Here is a 23603-nt window from a genome sequence, read left to right on the forward strand (position 1 = left end):
GGTCTTCCCATTATTTTGTCACAAGTGAGGGCTTGAACACATAGGCTATGAGTAAGGTTGTACAAATCCATCTTGTCTTATGGGAGCTTTTCTCCGGAAAAGCTTATGAATAAGCAGAGGAGCTAGAAAATCATGGCGAAGGGAATAAGTGAGCGAACGCCACAGATTATCGCGGCGGAAATTAACAGTATTAAAGATCAGACTGGCAGAATGCTGCTTTATAGCTCTGTCGAGATCGGACGGCGCCTGACGGAGGCTAAATCCATGGTCAATCATGGAGAATGGGGAAAGTGGCTGGAGAGCTCGGTGAGTTACTCCCAAAGCACAGCCAATAAACTCATGCGCCTCTTTGAAGAGTATGGGGCCAAGCTCACCACCGGACAGGACAGTTCAAATTCGGAATCGATTCCGAATTTGAGCTACACCCAGGCGATTATCCTCCTGGGAATTCCCGAGGAGGAACGGGAGTCCTTTGTGGCAGAGCATGACGCAGCGAATATGTCGACCCGGGAGCTTAAACAGGCAGTCCAGGAAAGGGATCAGGCTGTTAACGAAAAAGCGGAGCTTCAAAATGCTCTGACCGCCAACCAGGGCACAGTCACTGAAATAGCCTCTGAGCGGGACGAGTTGAGAAAACAGGCCTCAGGTTTCCAAGCGGCCATCCACACGAAAGAGTTGACCATCAAAACTTTACAGGGGAAACTGGACTTAGCCAGACAGAGTGAAGCTTCAGTTGAAAAAATCGCCGTCCTGGAAAAGGATATCAAAGTCGCCCGGATCAAGCTGTCGGCCAACAAAGTCAGCTTTCTCTACAACAATATCGCCAAAGAGTTCGAAGACTTGCTGAGTGAACTGACTAAGCTGGCCCCGGCGGATCCGGAAGCTCATGAAAAGTATAAGAGTGAGGTAAGCGGGCTGATCGGGAAAATAGCGGAGAGACTGTAAGGCTGCTGTCCAGGCCCAGGTGCAGGTAGGGTTGCGGCACTATCTGAAAATGGTTTATTTGATGTTACGAAATCAAGCCACAGCGCAGACCTGACAGCACTAACAAGACAGTAATGTTTTGAAAACCCTCGCCTGAAAAAGCGAGGGTTGTTTGATTTTATTGGAATAAATCTCTTAATCAAAGGTAGAAAAAGAGGAAATGGAAAAATATTATGGAAATGTAATAAAAAATTAATTAATTAGAGGTGATCACACCAAGTTTACAAATGTTGGAGAGGAGAAACGTATGAGTACACTTTTCATAGTTTTGGCCTTTATCAATCTTGCCACTTGGATACTTATGGGCTCAATGTTCTTCAGTTATTTGAAGAGCAAGCCAATTTTTAGTGGTACTAGTTGTTCCGAAAAGGGTACCACTTATACTTCCTTATCTGTGGTAATCCCAGCGTGTAATGAAGAAGAGTCAATCGGAAAGGCGATTAGTCAATTACTAGACCAAGATTATCCGAATTTTGAAGTGATAGTCGTTAATGATCGTTCTACAGATCGCACGAGAGTGATTCTTGATAAACTTAAAATTATATATCCTCAATTAAAAGTTGTAAATATTTCAGATTTACCCCCCAATTGGTTAGGTAAAAACCATGCTGTTTATCAAGGAGTGAAAGAGGCAACAGGTGAGTGGCTACTTTTTACAGATGCCGATGTTATGTTCTCCCCTGGAAGTCTAAAGAAAACCGTAAAGTACTCGATGGAAAACAAGCTTGATCACTTAACAATCACTCCTGACATAACCTACAAAGGTTTTTTCTACGGCGGTTTTATCTCCTTTTTCGTTCTGGTTGTTACTGGTTTTTACCTAATTAGTAAGAGTGCTGGAATCGGTGCTTTTAACCTCATAAAAAGATCTACCTATCAAGAAATTGGCGGTTACGAGAGATTAGCAATGCAACCTGTTGATGACGTTTCTTTAGGTAAATTAGTTGTGTTGAAGGGATACAAACAGGGTTTCGGGTTTAGTAAAGGCTTAATATCAGTAAAATTATTTGATAACCTAGGTGCCATGCTAAAAGGTATTGAGAAAAATCAATTTGCAAGTATTAATTATAAAGTTCTGCCCACTTTAGCATTTTGTTGGTTCATTCTTTTTCTTCATGTTTATCCATACGCGGGAATGTTCCTGGGATCCGAATGGGCGAGAGCAATGTGTGGGTTTTCCATCATTATATTAGTAGCTATTTATTATCATTTGAAGAAGTACACCGTTGTGTCATTAAGGTATGTTTTAATTCATCCTTTATCAGCTATACTGTACTTTTGGGCGGTATTAAACTCGATGGTCAAGATTCTAAGTAGGGGCGGTCTCAAATGGCGGGGGACAGTTTATTCTTTAGAAGAGCTGAAGAAACATATTATTTAAGAGAAAGTAATAAGTATTCTTATCAAATACATCAAAAGAGTGCAAATTGAACTAGGTATTATCCTCAGGAGTGTTTTTCCACTGTCTCGTTCAGAGATAGAGGCTAAATAGAAGGGAGGAGTAAGACTATGAATGTTCTTTTTTGGGTATTGTCCTTAGTTTCTGTCTTTTTGGGAGTAAGTACAGCCGTGCTTTTACTCAGATATACTGTCCTCAGTTTGTTTGCAATCTATAATTACTTGTCCAAACTCATCGATATCTCACCTAGTTATTTTCTAATTCACCCCATATCGGCTTTACTTTGTATTGGAGCAGGAATAAACTCTGTCGTTAAGACTCTAAGCCGTGGTGGTACCGAATGGCGAGGAACCTTCTATCCCTTAGAAGTATTGAAGAAACATATTTAAGTGCAACGTTAGAACAGCCTTACATCTATGGCCTAAAAAAGAGAAGAGAGCAGGTTGAAACAATTCATGTCTTTGCCGATAAAGGCTATGATGATAAGGATGAAATTAAGGCAGCCTAACGAGCATGATATCGCGAGAGCTGTCGAGGAGTTGAGCTGGGTATGATAAAATTGACCGCTCGGAAACCAAATAAAGTAAGGCTTGAGAATACTCAAGTCTTTTTTGTTATAATGCCATTTTTCCTAAGGTATGGTATATAATGGATTGTGAGAAGAACATGCCGAAAAATATAGAAGAGTGAGAGGAGGAGTGTCGTGAGAACTTCTAAGATACTGACATATATCTTGTACATATTAGTTCTGCTTGGCGCTCTGGCAGTTGCTTCTTGGGCGATGTTTATGATCAAAGTATGGGTAGGTAGAAATTATACACCAATACCAGGGTTTATTGGATCTAGTGTAATTAATATATTATTAGGCTTATTATCATGGGAGTTCCATCAGGTGTTTTTGCTTTTTATTTGGTTTTAATTTTTACGTTGCCAATTCGACTTCCAAGTTTCCTTTCCTATAATAACTTGTTCTTTCAGGTCTCAGGAATAATTTGCGGATATACACTTATAACTAGTTTTTATAAGAAAGAAGCAATGTTAAGGGACGAGATCCAAGAATTCTATAAAAGTTAGTCCGATTATTATTATGAACATATTAACAACGCTTTTAGTGTTAGTTTCGATTGCTATTGCTATGATTAATGCAAAGCATTGGCGTACCATTCTTATCCTGTGACGCTTTCGTAGGAAATTGTGCAATAGCAATATATAAAAAGGAGATATTATGAAAGTATCAACAAAAAAGTCTCTCGAAAGGAATTTCATAAATCTTGCTGTTATAACTATAACTTTTCTCATTGTTAATCTGATAATTAGGGATTCATTTTCTGATATCGAGTGGGATGTGTTATTTGTTATGTATTTAGCATTTTTTATAACCTCTCTAATGAGGAGTTATAAAGAATAAATTGGTAATGTTATTTTGGTATGAATTTTATGGTGAAAAGATATGATTCTAATGAACTACATTCTATTAAGTGTAAGATATCTTGGCTCTTAGGGAGGGACAAAGTTAAAAAGATATAAATGCTAATGGGTCAGTTATTTATAATATTAACTAAACTGACTTAGAAGAGTAAAACTTCCATAGCCCCTTCCTGTATGAAATGCTTGATTGATATCTGACGGTCTGGCATTTTTATTTTTTATTCGGTAACTTCCAAGATCTAAAAGGATATCAAGGAAATGTGTGGAAGGATACAATTAGGTCGTCATGGCTAGGAAATTATTGTCGGCAAGATACCAAGAAGGGGATATAGATGATGCAGGGTTTTAAATAGTGTAAGGTCGCCTCCACCAATCAAACCCCGTAAATTTTGGTGGATGTTGATTTAAAGAAGACAATCCTTAATTTAGGGAATATATCTACGACGATATTTTCTATGTTAATAGAAACAAGTTTTATACATAGGATTGTTACCACAATATGCCGGAGTTACCTATTATTATGGTTGGATTTGTTTCATGCCAGGAATAAAAGAGTCAAGGGAACTAGGTTTGAGGAAGAAGAGGTGTTTTATGAGCGATTATTCCGAAACTTTAAAGTATTGCTCATTGGAGTTTATTAAGGGAGTAGAGTTTATTGAACAACAATTATTAGACAGTATATCTGAATGCGAAACAAATAAGAAAAAACTAGACCTTATATTTTCGATAGAACTTTCCTATGTTTTATTTAAGCTTGGATCTACAATTGCTACAAAGTACTTAAATTCAATTGATGAAGAAGATTTCCCTGATTCGGAAATTATATTTGAAAACCCTCACATCCTTTACTATTTGTATAAAATGGGATTTGGAACAAGCGAGTATTTCATGGAAGCATATGATGCCTTTATAAAGGATAATCAGACGGTAAGAGGATTTATTAATTCAAATCAAATTTCACACACTGGTTCAATGAGGGTACTGACTTTGGTGGAACCGGATTCAGAGGCTACATCTCTTGCAATTAAGTACTTACTAGACAACTATCAAAGGTTTAGAGCGGATGAAATATCTGTAGGAATTCTTTCGTTGATAGAATATGATTATTATGGTTATAAGGCATACATAGAACAAATGGCTGAACTTCTAAAGAAAAGTTTTACAGACATAGGTTATATCACAGCATATAGAGATGAGCCTGATATAGAAGCTACTAGCCTTGCCATACAAGCTCTTGTAAATGTTTTTGGCAAAGAAGATTCTTATGTTGTAAAAGGGATAAGTTGGCTAAAAAGTATTCAGAAAAATAATGGTGATTGGGGATCATATTATTCCAATGGACATGTGTTATTAGCGCTGATGAGTGTAGGAGAAGGGCCAAAGGTATCCTGTGAAGAAGTTGAAAGAACGAAGATGTTGCATAAACAGGAGCTGCAATCTGTTAAGCCCAATTTAGTTGGGACTATTCCTTTTGATGGTGATTTTTCAATTAAAAATACAGTAAAAGGAATGATTTATAGTAAGACAAGCAAAATCTGGATATGTTCGAGATTTATAACAGAATTTTGGACTGATTTAATAACATTAAAGAAAGAGAATCCCGAGATTGATATACGTATAATCACTATACCCTTAAAAGAAGCGAGATCGAAAATAATGGGAGATGGCAAAAAATATGTGGATATTGCCTTTGATTCATTGCAACGAACATTAGAGAGAAATTTAAAAACCACCAACTATTTACACGCTAGGTGTGTGATTACTGATAGTTGTATCATAGTATCATCTGCAGATTTATCCACTGAGCAACTAGAAAAAGAATTTAACTTTGGTATTTGGACAAAGGATAAAGAATCAGTTGATTGCGCAATACGACTTTATCAAAAGCTTTGGAATGAAATTGAAAAACCGATTGTTGATTAAGCGTTTCTATGGAGCCTGATTTCACATTATAACCATCAATTACAGTTTCATTATTAGGGTTTCTAGCAGTGTCTGTTCACCTCCACTAATTGTACTCTCTTATAGGGACGATAAGTTAAAATAAGCATTGACCAAAACATTCGACGGCACCACCAAAAGTTAATGTCGTCGTTTTTACTTTTCATAGCTTCTGTCTTATTGTTTATAGGTGTAAGTCGACATTAACCGGCCTTCGCATAACTTCTAGATAATTTATGAGGTTCTTAGAAAGAGAAAAAGCCATTGATGAATATTACGGGTCAAGAGAGAACCGCAGTTCCGGAATGATGGCTCAATTTGCTCTGGATTATTCAATTGATGAACCTCCTGTTGTTGTACTAAACCTAGGGGGAATTGATCTTATATGATTGTGTTAAATATATTCTTCTTAATAACTCTCGGAGTTGCGGTTATCGCTGGATTCGCAAAATACGGTTTTATCCTTCGAGGGAGGTTCTCTTATTGGATTGTCGGAGGGCTTACGACGATACTCGTCGCGATTATTATCTTCTTGGCTGTGATGGATAACTCTATTCTATTTCCGTATTTTATAGACTAGCAACTCACATCACTAGTAGCCGCTGCCAAGAGCTCACTTTGCATTTCCTCAAATGCATTAGGCAATAAATCGAATGATTCCTCAAAAACTCTTTCCATCAAATCTTTCCACGGTCCAGAAACACTTGCCCAATCATCGCCCCAATTACTATTGACATAACTATAGGCTTTTGAAGGCTTTTCTTTTGTAGGTGCAGTATAGCCTAAAATATCCTCGATACAGTTACAAAGCATATGACGCTTAGTGGGGTCACCAACTGCATTCAAAATCGGTCCATTATGCATTTCAGCGTTTGCGACACCTCCGTCTTCATCGTGGATAACTACGGGATCAATACCCATTGATTTTAGATATTTAACCAAGGAAGAAATGGTTGCTTTTCCGCGTGCCTTAATAATCTGCCATTTTTGAAGAATATCTTGTCTGACTTTTTCAGGCATTCTATTTATTGATTCCCTTAGCACGATGTCTTCAGTATCACCTTCAACAATTAGAACTTTTTTAGCAAAAAATACTCTAGCAACATAGTCATCAATTTTAAGTAACATTTTCACATAGGTCTTTTCATTCTCTTGTAATTCCTTAAAAGCCTTAGAGGTATTAAATGGATAAACTCGTATTCCTTCGATATCAAGTACTTGTCCATTTACTTCAATTTCACAAGAGCCTAAACAAAGATTATTAAGAGTTTGTGAGGGCTTTTTACTTAAATCAATCATGTAAGGGGAATGCGTTGTACACAGAATCTGATTGTTTCCCGATGATGCTAAGTCATAAATTGTATCTCTTAATTGATTAGCGGCATTTGGGTGCAAATAAATTTCTGGTTCTTCAAAGCCAATTAGCAATGGACGTATGAATTCACCTTCATGACGTTGCTTATTATTATCACGGATGTTTTTATAACGGAGCAATGCGAAAACTGCTGAACGAACCATTCCTGTTCCTTGTAAGGATACTGAAGTATCCACATTACTGGACATACTCACATCGAATTGTGGTTTAATAGCAGAGTTAGGGTCAGAAAGACGAGGTTGGGCTCGAATTCCCGTGTGTGGAAACACATCGTTTAGAACCTTATTTAAGTCCTTCATCATTTTGCCGAACTCCCTATCTTCATCGGATGGATCTAGTTCGAGGGCTAGTTGGTTCAGGTAATATTGTGCTTGTCTGTAATTCTCTGATTCATCTCTAACGCTACTAAATAATTCGTTAAGAGTTTTTACCAGAGTTCCTGAATCTTTATATAGCTCTTCAGTCCTATCTTGTGCAGGTATCAGTAGGAACTTAGGTAGCTTATGTAAGATATTACCAGGAATACCGCCTGGATTATTAACCCATTCTTCTTGGTTTTGGTCGAAATCGTTAAGATCATCTAACTGCCTAACAGCTTCTAATAACTTTGATGACAATCTTTTGTCTTGTGTTAAATTACCGCATAAATCCACTAAAACATCTGGATCAATACCTGCCTCGATGAAATCATTGGGTGATAGGCAATTTGCAAAAGTGGATTTTAGGGTCTTCTTGAATTCTTTCATTTCTACGGTATAATCGCGATTTGGTTCAAATGTTTTTCTGTAGATAACGCTTAATCCAGTCTCTTCCGAACCATCCGCTATTTCATAAGGAAAAAGCCTACCTCTGAAGCCAAACCATTGTGCGGCTTCTTCTGGAACATTACGAAATTCCGCGGTTAGTACAATTTTGTGTGCCAGTCGTGTGCTTAAACCATCGGCCCCCTTAATTTTCAAAAACTCATTTTCAGGTATTTTTTTAGTGTCACTGAGCAAATAATCCAAAGCAGCTAAAACCGAGCTTTTTCCGATATTATTTTCTCCGATTAAAAACGTTGCATCAGATAAATGAATTTGAGTATTGACATGTCGTCTAAAACCCTCAATCCTAAGGTTATGTAGCCTCATAATAACCACTCTCCCACATATCATTAATTAGAAATTGAATTATTTTAATCAAAAATTTATTTGGAAAGAATAAATTTTTTGTAAATACAAATAGGCTTAACCTTCTCGCAAATTTTAGGTCAAGAGGTCAATTAATCATTCGAACAGAAATATCAAAATCACTTAAAGTTCAAACCAACGTTCTTCCATAGCTATCTTTCCAACTGGAATAATTTCTGAAGCGACCATTTCTTTATAAACTTTTTCTGCTACAATTAATAAATCCCTGGGATAGTTCTTGATGTTGTCAAAGATTTTTTGGGCGATTTCCATAGGCATTTTTTCATCATTTCTTATTCGTATAACATTAAAAGAATATAAATCGTATTCTAATGAAAGATTATAAAGTTTGGCTGAGTAAAGCAACAAATTTCCCCATAACGTATAATCTTTTTCTTTCATTTCAGAAAGGACATTTAAACAAAAAAATAATATTGTTTTATCGTCACCTTTATAAGAATGCAGATACTTTAGATAAATTTTATCAGCGATTTTATTAAATCTATTTCCTAAAGCAACAACGAGTCTTTCTGATAAGTGGTCGGTATACTCATAGAGTTTTAATGAATCTTTTTTATTTATATAATTTTTAGAGATAATTGATATTAGTTCTAATATTTTTTGCCATTTGTCTTCATCCACTAATTCAATGTAAGTTTCTATATATTTATGAAGTTCAAGGATTTTACTCATACTTCCCCAAGTTAAGAGAAAAAGACAAACAACTAACCCATGCATATTTTTTTCCACGGAATTAAATTGATCCTTCCACCAATTCACAGAAGCCCTTTTTGCATAAAAAAGTCTATTACAAATAGGCTTAGATTCATCGAATAGACTACTTGGTTCTTTAGGTGTAGAACTTGCATCTAATTTAACCATGCCAGCTATATTCGCGATTACATAATGTATCCATTGATCTCCCCATAAATCATACGAGGTTTGAATAATTTGTTCATATGGGGCAGTGCTATTTATCCACTCATCTATACTTAAACCTCTATTATCGTACCAAACTTTGGAAATATTGTAACATTTTAATAATAAATCATTTGATACTTCACACGTATTTATTTCGGGAATATCAGAGGAGGTCCTCCGACTCAAGAAGCATGACCAAGTAATAAAATGGTCCTAAGGCCATGGCGAAATAATTGGTTATGGATGAATCTCGTGTTATAAAAAAGTTTTTTGGTCCGTTTAAAACACAATCGATTGTTAATTTTACTAGAGATTCATTATCCTCAATGAAGTCTGAATGATTACTACGTAATAAAATCCATATTAATTCTTCATCAACTATTTCGTTACAAATTATTTCAGATAACTCTTCTTTGGTTATTTCAGACAGTAAACCTAAATGATGACCAAATTTTAGCCATTGTTTAATCTTAGAAGTGTCAATAATACGTAAATACGCCTTCCATATTTCCTTGCGTTCATGCCATGTAGTATTAGAATTAACTATTTGTATCAGTTCAATTGCATAATCCCAAGGTATATCCGTATTTAAGGCCTCCCAACAATGTTGAGTAAGTTGCTCCCTCCCACATCCTGTTGGTAGAATTAAGTCTGTGGTACTTTTGGCCCTAAAAACATTACTGCTCGTAAGTAAACTGTGAAGTCCAATACTTTTAACGATTAGATTTATTACTTTAGTCATTGATCTTTGGTCCTGAGAAAATACCCAATCTGATAGTAGCATAGCCGCAAGTTCTCTTGGATATAATAAATGCTTGTATCCATCTTTTTCTGCCAAAACTAATAATCTTTCTGCGAGCGAAGGAAGTTCTCCCTTGCTAAAAAATCCGGAGTAAAATCTTGTTACATTTAACCAATAAAAGTTTGCGGCTATAGCATCGAATCGATCTGGTTTAGTTCCCGACTGCTCCATCCCTGGAGGTGAGTATGGAGCAGTTTCGTATAAATATCGTGCTGCGAAATATTCTCTTATTGGCTGCACCTCAAATTCAAAGGTGCCCTCCAATCTAGAAACAAGAAAGACTACTCTTTCGGTAACCCCTGTAAATAGTTCTTCTACTAGGGAAGAATCCTTTTGTTCATATGTTATGTAGTTCAATATTAAGTTTTTGAGATTGCTAGTACTAATTGTTCCATCAGTATGGTTGCCTTCCACTTCACAATGTAATACCCAAGCCAAATAGCCGTGAATTTCTAATATTAGTTCACGATGCAAGCGAACTATATTATTTTTTTCGGATTCACGTGCGAAAAATAGATCTATATATTGGGTATAAAGAGCGGTTCTCTTGTCTGGAAGTGAAGAACCCCTAGTATATATTAAGTTTAGAAGAATTGATAACTGCATTGCATTTCGGGATAAATCTTTTAGGTGTGAATAACTAAGTTTTTCTTTAAGAATTTTCCTAATATCACTTGCTTCATTTCCATGTATTTTTTTGGTTATTATCCACTTATTGGTGTAACTCTCTATTAAAGATTTAGTCAAGGCATCTAACCTAAAAACCGGGAAATCATTTTCTGGAAACCCCGGAGAATTTGCGAAAGCCGTTGGCCTGCTAGTTATGATAACTTGTAGAGATGCGAAACTCTCATTTAAACGTTTAATACCACGTTTAATTTCTTCAACCATTGTCCTCCTTTTGGAAATATCTGCAACCTCATCAAGTCCATCAAACACAAGTAGTATTGCGCTAACACTACCAATCGCAATAAGATCCCCTATTTCAAAATCAATACCACCTGATTCGTATTTTATTTGAGCGACTAAGAAGCTTTCAACTGATTTTGGTTTTTGATGGAATAGTTGCTCATCATCGCTAACCGAAAATGGATCTCGACCATCAAGCCAAGAGGCGAAATCTCTTAAATCAACTCTAATGGGTAATCTTAACGATGATGGTTTATGATAATCTGGTAATTGAGATAACTCCGAATCCAATCCTAGAATACGTATTCTATGAACCTGACATATGTATTGTGAAACGGTAGATTTTCCCTGGCCTGGTGCACCTTCTAAAACTATTTTAGGAAAGTAAGTTTGTATATTAGGGTTTAACAATAGTGCAGCAGCTCCAACTTGATTTTCATTATTTGAATCTTCATGATTTAAATATTGACGACAAAAATAACTTAAATCATTTCTACTAGATATTTCAATTGGAACATCAACAAATAGCTTTAAGAGATTATTCTGTAAATCAACTTGTTTAAATCTAAGTTCTCTGTCTCTTTCATACTGATTTCTAATGAAAGCTTTAATGGTAGAGGAACGTGCAGAACCCCTAATATCTAGTTCCTTTTCGATAATATACCTAAGGAAATCTGTACCTGTCATTATTTCTGGATAAGCCCATTTTATATCCCAAGAATTATCTAATCTACGATTAAGATCATCTCTCCATAAACATTGTGCAGGTACATTTAAAATACCTAGCATCTTTTGAATCTTGTCGATTGAACCGGATTCTTTATGAGCAGTACCTGGGATATTAGTGATCAAATAATATTCTTTGGCACCTTTTGGAATTAGTTCCTTTATTTTTGGTAACTCATCTTGAATTACATCGTAAAGCCATTTGTGAGGATTTTCGATACTTAGTGGTTTCCTAACGAATTTCACTTGAAAAATTATAAATTTATTTAATTTGGTAGCTTTATTTTTATGACGTACAATAGAAATTGCATCTCTGCCCCCATCAGGTTGTGCAACAGGAAAACATTGAACTTTATCGAATTCCTTTAGTAATAGAGCCTGACAAAATTCTTGAAATCTTTCAGGACCTAGATTTTCATAAATATAATCCATTTGATCACCACCTATTCTATATTTTAGATCCGAATTCTTTTTAATTTTTTAATATTCTTCATCTTATGCCAATTTTCCTCGTATAAAGTAAATTTTTTTTTATATTTAAATGTAGATAAAACATTTTTTAACTACGATTATAAATTAATAATCATACCATCAAATCGGAATCCACAAATCCATAAAAGGAGATAACCATGATTGTTACGAAAAAATACATACGTAATTTAAGAGAAAAATCCTTGCATGAAATCTCTGAAGAGACAGAGAAACGCATTCTTGAACAGTTTGGGAAGGAACCTGAACCGGACGAAAATGGACGTATATATGCCTATACTGTACAAGACATTTGGGAGCAAATAAGGAAGATGATCAGAACTGAATAGTTAAAAGAGCCATCAAAAGTGTCCATTGGTAGGGGTTCAGCTCAGTGAAGGTGGATCAGCCAAAAGCGTATAGGCGGCTCTGTCATAACGAAATATTCAATTGTGAGCCCTTTGGCGGCACAGGATGGGTTCTCTTCGAAAAACCGCCTTCTGAAGTTGAGGTCTACAACGACATAAATTCCGAACTGGTCAACTTCTTCCGAGTCGTAAAAGAAAAGCCCGAACAATTCATTCAGGTCTTTGATTATTTGCTTATCTCAAGAGAGATCTTCCAGAAATACAAGAAATTAAGTCTCGCTGGCACATGCAAGACTACGTCAGGCTAAAAGAATGCCTCTCAAAAATTCATGGGAAGTTCTTGCTCAGTATTAATGACCATCCGGAGATTCGGGAGCTTTATTTCGGGTTTAACATTAACCGGGTAGAAGTAAGATATTCGGTCTGCAGAACCGACAAAACAAGTAAGGCCAGGGAGTTATTCATAAGTAATTATGAAGTGGGGGTGGTTTAATGAAAATCTTAGCTGCCCCCATCGAAGCCTTGGCTTGGTTTGAGAACGGCAAACCCCACCCCTTAAGATTCAAGCTCGATGGCAAAGAACTTAAAATTAATAAAGTAGTCACTGTGACAGAAGAAAAACTTGCTGGCAACCGAATGCTCCTTTTCCGTTGCCAGTCTGAGATTAACGGTGATCTGCGGGCCCTTTGAGCTTAAATATGAACCGAATACGTGTAAGTGGTACCTGTGGAAGATGTAAACAGGGGAGAGTCGACAAAGCTCTCCCCTTATATCGAAAGGAGGCGTTACCATGGCCGTGCCAGCAATACATACTATGCCAGATCGTCCAATAAGGTTACAAGCTTCCCTATAACTTTGATGGGGGCTCTTTTATTTGCCAAAGATCAAGTATATATTAAGGCCTACTTTGCAAAAGCCAGCTCGAAGCGAGTTGTGGCTTTATCTAGAATTGATCGACTTTGTAGTTTACTTAACTGCAACATAGAGGACATTTTAGGGCATAAAAAAGACGCCGGGGATTAACCGGCGCTTTGCCATACTTTTATGGACATGGTCATATAGTGTAGTAGATCAGTTGGAAGTTTTTTCTTAGGGACAGAAACCCGGTGTGTAGGGGAGCGCACCGGGCTTCTGCTTTTTTGAGAGAGGACTTAATTGTTCTCCTTAGTAGAATACGAGAGATAAAAGAAAAAACCCTTGAATATCAAGAGTTTTAGCATTTTCATTATGGTGCGGTCAAGAGGACTTGAACCTCCATGCCCTTGCGAGCACTAGAACCTGAATCTAGCGCGTCTGCCAGTTCCGCCATGACCGCGTGACATTGATTATTATATGAGAAGATAAGCTATTTGTCAATTTAATTTTTCTAAAACATTAGTCTACCCGGTATAGGGAAATCGCATTTTAATTCCCTCAAGGATCTGTGCTAGAATATACACTTATATGAAAGACTGAAAAACTCCTACATGCTAGGAGTTTTTCATATTGGCTCATTGGCACCGTTTCCTTAAATTGTGTTACCGTTTTCACGAGGATCAATAGATAGGAGGAAAATTAGATGAGTATGGAAGTAGTCATATTAGGGGCCTACCTTCTCTGGAACAGTTACGTCTTTATTGCCATGGGGAGAGATAAACGGCGGGCTAAGCTGAACCGCTGGCGGATTTCTGAATCAAGTTTACTCTTAATGGGAGCAGCCCTTGGGGGAGTGGGGCTTTATGGGGGAATGAAGTATTTTCATCATAAAACAAAACATGCTAAGTTCAGAATAGGATCGCCGCTTCTGATACTATTTAATCTTCTGGTCGTCGCTTTGTTTTACTATATTGGGTGGTATAGGATTATCTAGCCCATATTTATCAGAATGATAAATACGAGAAAGGATATTATCATTTTGAAACGAATAGTTAAGTAAGACGCAAAAAAAGTCTATCAATGCTTTAATATTGTTGCTGTTGAAAAGTTAATAGTTTAAGGGTTAATAGTCATATTAACTGACATTCTGAGAAATAATACTTTTATGGGGGTAGCTTAATGGTTGAACTTATGGCCGTTAAAGATTATGCACAACAGATTGCCGAAGCTATTGCTACTGTCGTGAAAATCGATATCGAGATAGCGGATCATAAATTAATGCGGATTGCCGGGACGGGCAGATATCAGAAGCTTGTTGGTCAATCTATGGATCGGCAAGGGTATATCTACCAGGAAGTCTTAAGAACCGGACATCAATTTGTTATTGAAACCCCGGGGATACATCCTTTGTGTGCCCCGTGCAAAGCCCGGGGGAATTGCTCTGAGAAGTACGAAGTTGTCTCGCCCATCAATGTTGATGATAAAGCTGTCGGGGCGATTGGGCTGATTTGCTTCACAGAGGCTCAAGCTAAACTCATTCAGGAGAATCAGCAGTCCTATCTGATTTTCCTAACCAAGATGGCGGAAACCATCGCTCTAAAGTTGAAAGAACAAGAGTTTTTAGCAGGGCTGGTTTCAGCGAATCACTATCTGAATTCAATTATCGATTGTTTGGAAGAAGGACTGATAACCGTCGATCTTGAGGGGAATGTTCTCCACTATAACCAATCTGCCAAGCGCTTGTTCAGTGCTAACCTGCTCACGCCTAGGACTCATTTAAAGAGCTTGTTTTCCCCGCAGATAGTCTCTGACATCCTGAGAGTGGGGACTAATGTGGATGAAGTGATTGAACGAGAAGTTCAATTAGAAACCAAAAAGAATAAGGCTCAAATGATCCTGAGGGCTTTGCCTATTGATAGTGAGGGTGGAGTTAAGAGTATTGGCGTAACCCTGCGGCCATTTGACGAAATCGGACGAATTGTTCATCGCCTCTCCCTCCAAGATGCGGGATACACTATTGAGGATATTTTAGGAGTTAGTGATACGGTGCAGCAAATACGGGAACGAGCTAAGGTTGTTGCAGCCAGTCAATCGACTGTGCTGATTCGGGGGGAAAGCGGAACCGGCAAGGAAATGCTGGCACGCTCAATTCATAATCTGAGTTCCAGGCAACAAGGTATGTTCATGGCAATTAACTGTACGGCAATCCCGGAAGCCCTTCTGGAAAGCGAACTTTTCGGGTATGAGGAAGGTGCCTTTACCGGTGCTCGTAAAGGAGGGAAGATTGGAAAGTTCGAATTAGCCAATAAAGGTACCCTTTTTCTCGATGAAATCGGGGATATGCCTTTGTTTTTGCAGGCCAAGATTCTTCGAGTGCTGCAGGAGCGTCAGATAGAGCGGATCGGTGGCATAGTGCCCATCCCTGTCGATGTTCGAGTTATTGCAGCAACCCACCGCAACCTTGAGGAAATGATGGCTAAAGGAGAGTTTCGAGAAGATCTCTACTATCGGATCAATGTTATTCCTATAGACATTAAACCTTTGCGAGAACGTAAAGAGGATTTGCAGATATTATGCGAGCACTTTATTAATGGATTTAACCAGCGGCTTAATAAAAACGTTCGATTTTTATCGGATAGATTCCGACAAAGGTTGGTAGAATACAGTTGGCCAGGGAATGTTCGTGAATTACAGAACATCATTGAATACGCAATGAATTTGGCCAATGATTCGACCTTAACTGAGGAACACTTGTCGCCAAGGCTAAAAAATAATCAGGCCTTGAATCTGGAAGATGAATTTAACCTGGAAAAGGTTGAGCGGGAGACTATCCTGCGTTGTTATCAGATGTTTGGCGGAGGGGTTCAAGGTAAGGAAAAAGCCGCCAAAGCTTTGGGGATTGGGATAGCGACACTTTATCGCAAGCTTGCTCGTTATCACATAGAATAAGAAATCAGCGGTAGGCCTTATCAAAATGATTAAGGTCTACCGAAATGATAATTTATTATCAATATGATAACAAGACCAGCTATAGGGTAGAGCGAGTTTTGAGATAAGTATAGCCTATCAATCTGATAACTGGGTTTTGGGTGCAAAAATGAAAAGGCGGGATATTAGCACATTATTCGACATTATGACTAGTTGGCATGAATTTTGCACCTTTACATATGCTAGACGTTAATGGTTTCAATAATTGTTAGGGACGGGAGGAAAACAAAATGGCTTATACAGTTGTAGGAAAAAGCGTTAGAAGAGTCGATGCTGTAGCCAAGGTGACGGGCAAGGCCAAATATACGGATGATTTTTCTGAACGAAATATGTTAGTTGGGAAAATTCTGCACAGTCCCTATGCGCATGCCCTTGTTAAATCAATCGATGTCAGTAAGGCGAAAGCCTTACCGGGGGTTGAGGCTGTTCTTACGTACAAGGATTTGCCGGATATTCGCTATGCTACAGCAATCCCGGGTATAATCGAGGCTATTGCTACTGATGACGTGACTGTTGCTGAGCTTAAATATGGTACGGCGGGGCATCCGTATTCTCTTGAGGAAAATCATCGGGATAAAGAGGATCGTAATATTTTAACTCGGAAAGCTAGATTTGTAGGAGACAATATTGCAGCAGTGGTTGCCGTCGATGATTTGACTGCCTCGAAGGCTTTAAAATTAATTGAGGTGGAATACGAAGAGTTAGAAGTTTTAACAAGTACTGATGCGGCACTTAAAGAAGGAGCACCTCTCATTCATGATGATTGCGAGGGGAACATCCTGTCTTCCCATGGATATGAAATAGGAAATCTTGAAGAAGCTTTACAGGAATCGGATCATGTCATTGAAGGGGAATATGAGACCAGCATTGTTCAGCATTGTCATTTAGAAAATCAAGTATCTCATGCTTATGTTGATTCGGACCGAAGAATTGTTATCATGACCTCGACTCAGATTCCTCATATTGTGCGCAGGATTGTCGCTCAATCCCTTGGGATCTCCTGGGGTCGGGTGCGGGTGATCAAGCCTTATATCGGAGGTGGGTTCGGTAATAAGCAGGATGTTTGTATTGAGCCCTTAAATGCTGCCATGAGCTTAGCTGTCGGTGGCCGACCTGTAAGATTGGAACTATCCCGTGAAGAGGCAATGATTGATACTCGTACTCGTCATGCCTTTAAATTTAAAATTCGGACAGGGATTAACAATGACGGAAAAATCAATGGTATTCATATATCCGCCGTCTCAAACACGGGGGCGTATGCATCTCACGGACATTCCATTGCCAGCAGCGGGGGAGGAAAGTTCCGTTATCTTTACCCGACCAAGGCCTTAAAATATGATCCGATAACTGTGTACACTAACCTGCCGGTGGCTGGGGCAATGCGTGGGTATGGTACTCCTCAGATCTTCTTCGCCTTTGAATCCCACATCGAGGATATTGCCAAAAAGCTTAACCTGGATCCTATCGAGATTCGGAAGAAAAATGTTGTCAAGGAAGGTCATGTCGACCCGTTAAGTAAAAACACAATTCGAAGCTGCAGTATCCGTGAGTGTATCGATAAAGGCAGAGAGTTAATTAAGTGGGATGCTAAGAAAGCCTTGTATAAGAACCAAACCGGAGATATCCGTCGAGGGTTGGGGATGGCTTGCTTTAGCTATGCTTCAGGAACCTATCCTGTAGCCTTAGAACTGGCAGGTGCTCGAATTGTAATGAATCAAGATGGTTCGGTTCAGCTCCAGCTGGGTGCTACTGAAATTGGTCAAGGAAGCGACACGGTTTTTGCTCAAATGGTGTCTGAGGTTCTGGGAATTCCCATGTATATGGTGCATGTAATAAGTACCCAGGATACGGATATTACCCCCTTTGATACTGGGTCCTATGCCTCCAGACAAACTTATGTCTCAGGGATGGCTGTGGAAAAGGCAGCCTTAGAGGTGAAAAAGAAAGTTCTTGCTTTTGCCAGCAGCATGACAGATATTCCCGCTCATCTGTTAGACCTTAAGGAGCAATCAGTTGTTTTTAAAGATTCGGGAGAAAAGGTCCTTGGCCTGGAAGTGGTAGCGATGCAGTCCTATTATGACAGAGTTAATGCAGAGCCCATAACCAGCGATGTCTCCAATAATGCTCGTATTAATGCCATACCTTTTGGGGTTACTTTCACCGAAGTAGAAGTGGATATGAAGACTGGAAAAATTAAGATTTTAGAAATCTACAATGTCCATGACTCAGGTAAGATTGTCAATCCTCTTTTGGCAGAAGGACAAGTTCATGGCGGAGTCAGCATGGCCATCGGTTATGCCTTGTCAGAGCAATTGCTCTTTGATGAGAAGACGGGTAAACCTCTTAATAATAATTTGTTGGATTATAAACTTCCGACCATCATGGATACTCCGGATATTGGCGCGGCCTTTGTTGAGAAAGAGGACCCTACCGGACCCTTTGGTGTCAAATCCTTAGGAGAACCTCCCATCGTTTCCCCGGCTCCGGCCATCCGCAATGCGGTACTGGATGCCACTGAGGTTGCTTTCAATCGGATACCCATGAATCCACAGCGTGTCTTTGAAAAGTTTAAAGAAAAGGGATTAATCTAGTAAGGCGGTGATGAGATGTACGATATTAAAGGATACTACGATGCTGAAACCGTGAGCGAAGCAACTGCCCTGCTTGCGGAAAACCCTAATCTAAAAATAATTGCCGGCGGTACTGACGTGCTCATCAAAATGCACGGAGGGCAACTGGAAGATGCTGAGCTCCTGAGTCTGCGTAAGATTAAATCCTTGGAAAAAATTGATTTAGCAGATGATGGGACGATTGTTATCGGTGCTATGGCAACCTTTTCTATGGTTTTTCATAACACCATCCTGAAGGATTTAATTCCGATTTTAACGGAAGCAGCCATCTCTATGGGGGGGCCGCAAATCAGAAACATTGCGACCATCGGTGGAAACGTTTGTAACGGTGCCACATCGGCTGACAGCGCCTCATCCTTGTTTGCTCTCAACGCTCAGCTGAAATTAGAAAGTAAAAATGGGGAACGGGTTGTTCCGATCCGGGAGTTTTATCTAGGGCCCGGCAAGGTTGCCATTAATCCCGGGGAAATTCTGACAGAGGTGCGCATAGCTCCCGAAGACTACAAGGGCTTTGCTGGGCATTATATCAAGTTTGCCATGCGTGAAGCTATGGACATCGCCACCCTGGGAGTAGCTGTTGTTTGTAAAGTACAAGGTGGAAGTTTCGAAGAGGTTAGAATTGGCCTGGGCGTCGCCGGCCCTACACCTTTGAGATGTCTTGAAGCGGAAGAGTATGCCAAGGGTAAGAAAATCTCTTCGGATACCCTGGCGGAGATCGGGAAGCTGGCAGTGAAATCCACGAAGGCGCGAACCTCATGGCGGGCTTCCAAAGAATATAGGGAACATTTAGTGGAAGAGCTCACTCAAAGAGCTTTGAAGACGGCGGTTGTCAGTGCAGGAGGTGCGGAAGTTGTATAAACGAATTGCCTTTACCGTGAATGGAAAAGCTTATAATTTTGAAGTGGATGTGCGAGAGTCCTTGCTGGATGTCTTAAGAAGTCATTTGGGCTTCACCGGTGCCAAGCAAGGGTGCGGGGTAGGAGAATGTGGTGCCTGTAGTGTCCTTATCGATGGTGTTCCTACGGATACTTGCATTTACCTGGCAGTTTGGGCTGATGGCAAGGAGATTCGAACCATTGAGGGTGTGGCTGAAAAGAATGGCGAGCTTTCTGAGGTGCAGAAAGCCTTTGTTGACGAAGGTGCTGTACAATGCGGGTTCTGTACTCCCGGGCTGGTATTAACCACTACCGCCTTAAAAGAGAGTGGAAAAGATTACACCCGGGAAGAGTTAAAGCGAGAGCTGTCGGGACATTTGTGCCGCTGTACAGGGTATCAAAATATTTTAAAAGCAGCTGAAAAGTCTTTAGAGGGACATGTTTGCACTTGTGTTGACAGCCCTCATTATAAAGGGGAATAACAGATTTCTGCCGAGGAAGTCTTGGCTTCCTCGGCAGGTTTAAATTATATTAAGAGAATTGAGGCTTGGTAAATAATGATGAGTGATAAAATGATCCCGATTCCCTTCCCGAAGCTCGTGAATTGGATGCTGGAGGAGTACAAACGATCTCATACCATCTTTGGGGTTTCTGACGTTAAGTTTTTCCAAAAGAAAAACGATAACCAAATTGGACTTTTTGGAGAGACTATGGACACTCCTGTGGGTCCGGCAGCCGGTCCCCATACTCAGTTGGCTCAAAATATTATTGCTTCCTATCTAAGCGGAAGTCGTTTCTTTGAATTGAAATCAGTTCAAATCATGGACGAATTAGAGATTCCTAAGCCTTGTATTTTGGCGGAAGATGAGTGCTATAACACTGAGTGGTCAACAGAACTCCCGATCATGGGCGCTTTTGATGAGTACGTAAAAGCTTGGTTTGCCCTTCATATTCTACAAAAAGAGTTGTTTGGGCAAAGTGACCGACGTTTTATGTTTAATATGAGCGTTGGCTATGACCTGAAGGGTATTCAATCTCCCAAAGTTGATGAATTCATTGAAGGGCTTAAGGATGCTTCAAATACTGAGGTCTTTAAGAAGTGCAAGGCCTCTCTGTTAGAGAGTGTTAATCAGTTTAAGTTTGTTGATCAAGCTTTTGTTGAGGGGATATCTCCGACTATTTGTACCTCTATCACCTTGTCAACCATGCACGGTTGTCCTCCGGCAGAGATTGAGGCTATTATTAAGTACCTAATCAGTGAAAAGAAACTGCACACCTTTGTCAAGATGAATCCAACACTATTAGGCTATGAGTATGTCAGAAATACCTTCGACAAAATGGGCTATAAGTATATTCAGCTTAAAGAAGAGTCCTTCACTCATGACCTTCAGTTTAATGATGGTGTGGAAATGTTGAAGCGTCTTAAAGTCTTCGCTAAAGAGAATAAAAAAGACTTTGGGGTGAAAATGTCTAACACCTTGCCGGTGAAGATTGGCAGATCTGAGCTGCCCGGGGAAGAAATGTACATGTCCGGGCGAGCCCTTTATCCCTTAACCATTAATCTGGCCTATAAATTGGCCTCGGAATTTGATGGGGATCTGAATATCTCTTATTCCGGTGGAGCGGATGCCTTTAATATTGACCGGATCTTTGAAACCGGAATCCAGCCTATTACTGTTGCCACAACCTTGCTGAAGCCCGGGGCCTATCTGCGCTTTAAACAAATGGCAGATATCTTAGATCCACTCATGGGTAAAAAAGCTACCGGCAAACTTGATATGGAGAAATTAAAAACCCTTGCGGAAAGCGCTTTTGATGATGCCAATCATATCAAGGAAAAGAGAGACCTGATCAATCGTAAGACTGAGCTTAAGCTGCCGGTTCTGGATTGCTTCATCGCTCCTTGTACCGTGGGATGTCCTATTGAACAGGATGTTCCGGAATATCTCCGTTTGGTGGGAGAAGGCCGCTATGAGGAAGCCTTTGATGTGATTGTTTCTAAGAATCCATTCCCCTTCATCACAGGTACAATTTGTACTCATAACTGTATGACTAAGTGTACTCGGTTGGATTATGACGAATCTGTTCATATCCGCGGCCAGAAATTAGTTGCAGCGGAAAAAGGCTATGATGCTTATATGCAAAAGCTTCCCACTCTTAAACCTGAGTCAACGGCTAAAGTGGCGGTAATAGGAGCGGGCCCATCCGGACTGGCTGCTGCTTACTTCCTGGCTAAAGGTGGCCTGGAGGTTACGGTCTTCGACAAGCGGGCGAAGGCTGGCGGTACTGTTGAATATGTAATCCCGGATTTTAGAATTTCCCGAGAAGCAATTGATAAGGATATTAAGCTTATTGAAAAAATGGGCGTAAAGTTCGAGTTTGGCATTGATCCTAACTTTTCTGTTGCGGATTACAAAGCTAAAGGTTATCAGTATGTTTATCTGGCTATTGGGGCGGGTAAAACCAACAATCTGGAAATCGACGGGGATCAAGAGCGGATAATGGGCGCGATTCCTTTCTTGGAAGCTTTTAATGCCGATAAAGATGCTTTGAATTTAGGGAAGAATGTTGCTGTTGTCGGCGGTGGGAACTCTGCTATGGACGCTGCCAGAGCTGCTCTCAGAGTCAAGGGCGTTGAAAATGTCTATATCGTATACCGCAGAACCAAAGATTACATGCCGGCTGATCATGAAGAACTGATTTATGCTGAGGAAGATGGCGTAATCTTCAAAGAACTCCTAGCCCCTGTTTCCCTAAGCGGTGGAATCTTTAAATGTCAGAAGATGGAGCTTGGTCAACCGGATAAATCCGGGCGTAGGACACCGGTAGCCATAGAAGGTGCTTATGATGAATTGCCGGTGGATACTGTGTTATCGGCCATTGGTGAACTGATCGATTATGATTTGCTAAAACAAAACGGTATTGCGATTGGGGAAAGAGGTAAGATCTCCGTTAATGAAGACACCCTTGAAACCAACGTGGAAAATGTCTACATCGGTGGGGATGCTCTCGTCGGGCCTTGGACAGTGGTTGGTGCTGCCAAGCATGGTACTGTAGCAGCTAAAGCAATTCTGGAAAAAGAGCAACGTGTCTTCAAGCAGGAGTATGTGAATCAGATATCCTTTGATAATGAAAAACAGTTGCTGGAGATTGCTGAAAAGAAAGGCGTTATGAAACCTGTTGCCGATCACGAACTAGAGTCAGAACGCTGTTTAGAGTGCAACAAGGTATGTAATATCTGTGCAGAGGTTTGCCCGAACCGTGCTAACCTTATGATTCCGGTCAATGGCAAGGGTTTGACTAATATGAATCAGATTTTACACGTAGACGGCATGTGTAACGTTTGCGGTAACTGCGGAACCTTCTGTCCCTATTCCAGTGAGCCTTACAAGGTTAAATTGACGTTATTCTGGACGGAAAAAGATTTTATGGATAGTCCTAATGTTGGCTTCTACTTCTTGGATAACGGCTCGAATGGCGAGTTTATGCTGCGTTTTGACGAGCAGACAGCCAAGGTGAAGTTCGATCAAGCAGGCAATACAGATGCGAAAATTGACGATCGGATTTCAGCTTTTATTTGGACCATTTATAAAGACTATGAACACCTGTATAAAGTTTTGAACTAATGCACATATTGAGAGAGGCCACATTTTCAAAATAAATGAGGCCTCTCTGGACTCTAAGAACCTTAGAGAGTCGCAACTTCGTTTCAGTAGCAAGATTTAATTTTCTTATGATCGTATTGGTGGTCTGAATCGTCGTTAT

20 protein-coding genes and 1 tRNA gene are annotated in these 23603 nt (G+C 39.6%); 17 read left to right on the forward strand and 4 right to left on the reverse strand.

Features of this window, described 5'->3' with window-relative positions:
- Positions 1–132 precede the first annotated feature (132 nt).
- The 7 genes from DP73_RS03125 (at position 133) to DP73_RS03150 (ending at position 6332) form a co-directional block, all read left to right on the forward strand.
- Positions 133–945: a DUF3102 domain-containing protein gene (locus tag DP73_RS03125; RefSeq protein ID WP_034597344.1), complete on the forward strand. Its 813-nt coding sequence runs from the start codon at positions 133–135 to the stop codon at positions 943–945.
- A gap of 286 nt (positions 946–1231) precedes the next feature.
- Positions 1232–2365: a glycosyltransferase family 2 protein gene (locus tag DP73_RS03130; RefSeq protein WP_034597345.1), complete on the forward strand. Its 1134-nt coding sequence runs from the start codon at positions 1232–1234 to the stop codon at positions 2363–2365.
- A gap of 128 nt (positions 2366–2493) precedes the next feature.
- Positions 2494–2772, forward strand: coding sequence for a hypothetical protein (locus tag DP73_RS22975; protein WP_242865680.1), 279 nt, complete (start codon positions 2494–2496; stop codon positions 2770–2772).
- Between the two features lie 314 nt (positions 2773–3086).
- A complete protein-coding gene (locus DP73_RS23790) occupies positions 3087–3302 on the forward strand; it encodes a hypothetical protein (RefSeq protein WP_034597346.1) in 216 nt (71 codons plus the stop codon).
- 1100 nt (positions 3303–4402) lie between these two features.
- A complete protein-coding gene (locus DP73_RS03145) occupies positions 4403–5734 on the forward strand; it encodes a hypothetical protein (protein ID WP_034597348.1) in 1332 nt (443 codons plus the stop codon).
- A gap of 254 nt (positions 5735–5988) precedes the next feature.
- Positions 5989–6141 carry a hypothetical protein gene (locus DP73_RS23295; RefSeq protein ID WP_165574373.1) on the forward strand — a complete coding sequence of 51 codons (153 nt, stop codon included), beginning with the start codon at positions 5989–5991 and terminating at the stop codon, positions 6139–6141.
- On the forward strand, positions 6138–6332 hold the full coding sequence (locus DP73_RS03150; protein ID WP_034597349.1) for a hypothetical protein: 195 nt from the start codon (positions 6138–6140) through the stop codon (positions 6330–6332). Before DP73_RS23295 ends, DP73_RS03150 begins: the two co-directional genes overlap by 4 nt.
- Here the strand turns inward: DP73_RS03150 and DP73_RS03155 are convergent.
- The 3 genes from DP73_RS03155 to DP73_RS03165 form a co-directional block, all read right to left on the reverse strand.
- Entirely contained in the window at positions 6329–8257 is a 1929-nt protein-coding gene (locus tag DP73_RS03155) for an AAA family ATPase (protein WP_034597350.1), read from the reverse strand. The two genes, DP73_RS03150 and DP73_RS03155, sit on opposite strands and share 4 nt — an antisense overlap.
- Positions 8258–8419: 162 nt before the next feature.
- Positions 8420–9403, reverse strand: coding sequence for a hypothetical protein (locus DP73_RS03160; RefSeq protein ID WP_128751374.1), 984 nt, complete (start codon positions 9401–9403; stop codon positions 8420–8422).
- Positions 9381–12086, reverse strand: a complete 2706-nt coding sequence (locus DP73_RS03165) for a hypothetical protein (protein WP_052090355.1) — start codon at positions 12084–12086, stop codon at positions 9381–9383. Before DP73_RS03165 ends, DP73_RS03160 begins: the two co-directional genes overlap by 23 nt.
- A 197-nt stretch (positions 12087–12283) precedes the next feature.
- On the opposite strand from DP73_RS03165, the gene DP73_RS03170 reads away from it, so the two are divergent.
- The 4 genes from DP73_RS03170 (at position 12284) to DP73_RS03185 (ending at position 13513) form a co-directional block, all read left to right on the forward strand.
- Complete coding sequence (locus tag DP73_RS03170) at positions 12284–12472, forward strand: hypothetical protein (RefSeq protein WP_034597352.1); 189 nt, start codon at positions 12284–12286, stop codon at positions 12470–12472.
- A gap of 44 nt (positions 12473–12516) precedes the next feature.
- Positions 12517–12798, forward strand: a complete 282-nt coding sequence (locus tag DP73_RS23795; protein WP_034597353.1) for a DNA adenine methylase — start codon at positions 12517–12519, stop codon at positions 12796–12798.
- A 184-nt stretch (positions 12799–12982) separates the two neighbouring features.
- Positions 12983–13180 (forward strand): hypothetical protein, encoded by a 198-nt coding sequence (locus DP73_RS03180; protein WP_348982375.1) that lies wholly within the window; start codon positions 12983–12985, stop codon positions 13178–13180.
- A gap of 36 nt (positions 13181–13216) precedes the next feature.
- Positions 13217–13513: a helix-turn-helix transcriptional regulator gene (locus tag DP73_RS03185; RefSeq protein ID WP_034597354.1), complete on the forward strand. Its 297-nt coding sequence runs from the start codon at positions 13217–13219 to the stop codon at positions 13511–13513.
- Positions 13514–13718: 205 nt separating this feature from the next.
- Here the strand turns inward: DP73_RS03185 and DP73_RS03190 are convergent.
- Positions 13719–13805 (reverse strand) — tRNA-Leu (locus DP73_RS03190).
- A gap of 243 nt (positions 13806–14048) precedes the next feature.
- On the opposite strand from DP73_RS03190, the gene DP73_RS03195 reads away from it, so the two are divergent.
- From DP73_RS03195 to ygfK, 6 genes are all read left to right on the forward strand, one after another.
- Positions 14049–14339: a DUF1294 domain-containing protein gene (locus tag DP73_RS03195; protein ID WP_034597355.1), complete on the forward strand. Its 291-nt coding sequence runs from the start codon at positions 14049–14051 to the stop codon at positions 14337–14339.
- Positions 14340–14524: 185 nt separating this feature from the next.
- Positions 14525–16294 carry a sigma 54-interacting transcriptional regulator gene (locus tag DP73_RS03200; protein WP_034597356.1) on the forward strand — a complete coding sequence of 590 codons (1770 nt, stop codon included), beginning with the start codon at positions 14525–14527 and terminating at the stop codon, positions 16292–16294.
- A 269-nt stretch (positions 16295–16563) separates the two neighbouring features.
- Positions 16564–18924 carry a xanthine dehydrogenase molybdenum-binding subunit XdhA gene (gene xdhA, locus DP73_RS03205; RefSeq protein ID WP_034597357.1) on the forward strand — a complete coding sequence of 787 codons (2361 nt, stop codon included), beginning with the start codon at positions 16564–16566 and terminating at the stop codon, positions 18922–18924.
- Positions 18925–18939: 15 nt separating this feature from the next.
- Positions 18940–19821 (forward strand): xanthine dehydrogenase FAD-binding subunit XdhB, encoded by an 882-nt coding sequence (gene xdhB / locus DP73_RS03210; RefSeq protein ID WP_034597359.1) that lies wholly within the window; start codon positions 18940–18942, stop codon positions 19819–19821.
- Positions 19814–20320: a xanthine dehydrogenase subunit XdhC gene (xdhC, locus tag DP73_RS03215; RefSeq protein WP_014902216.1), complete on the forward strand. Its 507-nt coding sequence runs from the start codon at positions 19814–19816 to the stop codon at positions 20318–20320. Before xdhB ends, xdhC begins: the two co-directional genes overlap by 8 nt.
- A 75-nt stretch (positions 20321–20395) precedes the next feature.
- Positions 20396–23464, forward strand: coding sequence for a putative selenate reductase subunit YgfK (gene ygfK / locus DP73_RS03220; RefSeq protein WP_034597362.1), 3069 nt, complete (start codon positions 20396–20398; stop codon positions 23462–23464).
- Positions 23465–23603: the final 139 nt, after the last annotated feature.

The organism is Desulfosporosinus sp. HMP52 (genome assembly GCF_000765145.1).
Taxonomy (GTDB): Bacteria; Bacillota; Desulfitobacteriia; order Desulfitobacteriales; family Desulfitobacteriaceae; genus Desulfosporosinus.

Excerpts from the sequence above, each read along its gene's own strand:
- DP73_RS03125 (WP_034597344.1), top strand. The coding sequence starts at position 133 with ATGGCGAAGGGAATAAGTGAGCGAACGCCACAGATTATCGCGGCGGAA.
- DP73_RS03130 (WP_034597345.1), top strand. The coding sequence starts at position 1,232 with ATGAGTACACTTTTCATAGTTTTGGCCTTTATCAATCTTGCCACTTGG.
- DP73_RS22975 (WP_242865680.1), top strand. The coding sequence starts at position 2,494 with ATGAATGTTCTTTTTTGGGTATTGTCCTTAGTTTCTGTCTTTTTGGGA.
- DP73_RS03145 (WP_034597348.1), top strand. The coding sequence starts at position 4,403 with ATGAGCGATTATTCCGAAACTTTAAAGTATTGCTCATTGGAGTTTATT.
- DP73_RS23295 (WP_165574373.1), top strand. The coding sequence starts at position 5,989 with ATGAGGTTCTTAGAAAGAGAAAAAGCCATTGATGAATATTACGGGTCA.
- DP73_RS03150 (WP_034597349.1), top strand. The coding sequence starts at position 6,138 with ATGATTGTGTTAAATATATTCTTCTTAATAACTCTCGGAGTTGCGGTT.
- DP73_RS03155 (WP_034597350.1), bottom strand. The coding sequence starts at position 8,257 with ATGAGGCTACATAACCTTAGGATTGAGGGTTTTAGACGACATGTCAAT.
- DP73_RS03165 (WP_052090355.1), bottom strand. The coding sequence starts at position 12,086 with ATGGATTATATTTATGAAAATCTAGGTCCTGAAAGATTTCAAGAATTT.
- DP73_RS03170 (WP_034597352.1), top strand. The coding sequence starts at position 12,284 with ATGATTGTTACGAAAAAATACATACGTAATTTAAGAGAAAAATCCTTG.
- DP73_RS03180 (WP_348982375.1), top strand. The coding sequence starts at position 12,983 with ATGAAAATCTTAGCTGCCCCCATCGAAGCCTTGGCTTGGTTTGAGAAC.
- DP73_RS03195 (WP_034597355.1), top strand. The coding sequence starts at position 14,049 with ATGAGTATGGAAGTAGTCATATTAGGGGCCTACCTTCTCTGGAACAGT.
- DP73_RS03200 (WP_034597356.1), top strand. The coding sequence starts at position 14,525 with ATGGTTGAACTTATGGCCGTTAAAGATTATGCACAACAGATTGCCGAA.
- xdhA (WP_034597357.1), top strand. The coding sequence starts at position 16,564 with ATGGCTTATACAGTTGTAGGAAAAAGCGTTAGAAGAGTCGATGCTGTA.
- xdhB (WP_034597359.1), top strand. The coding sequence starts at position 18,940 with ATGTACGATATTAAAGGATACTACGATGCTGAAACCGTGAGCGAAGCA.
- ygfK (WP_034597362.1), top strand. The coding sequence starts at position 20,396 with ATGATGAGTGATAAAATGATCCCGATTCCCTTCCCGAAGCTCGTGAAT.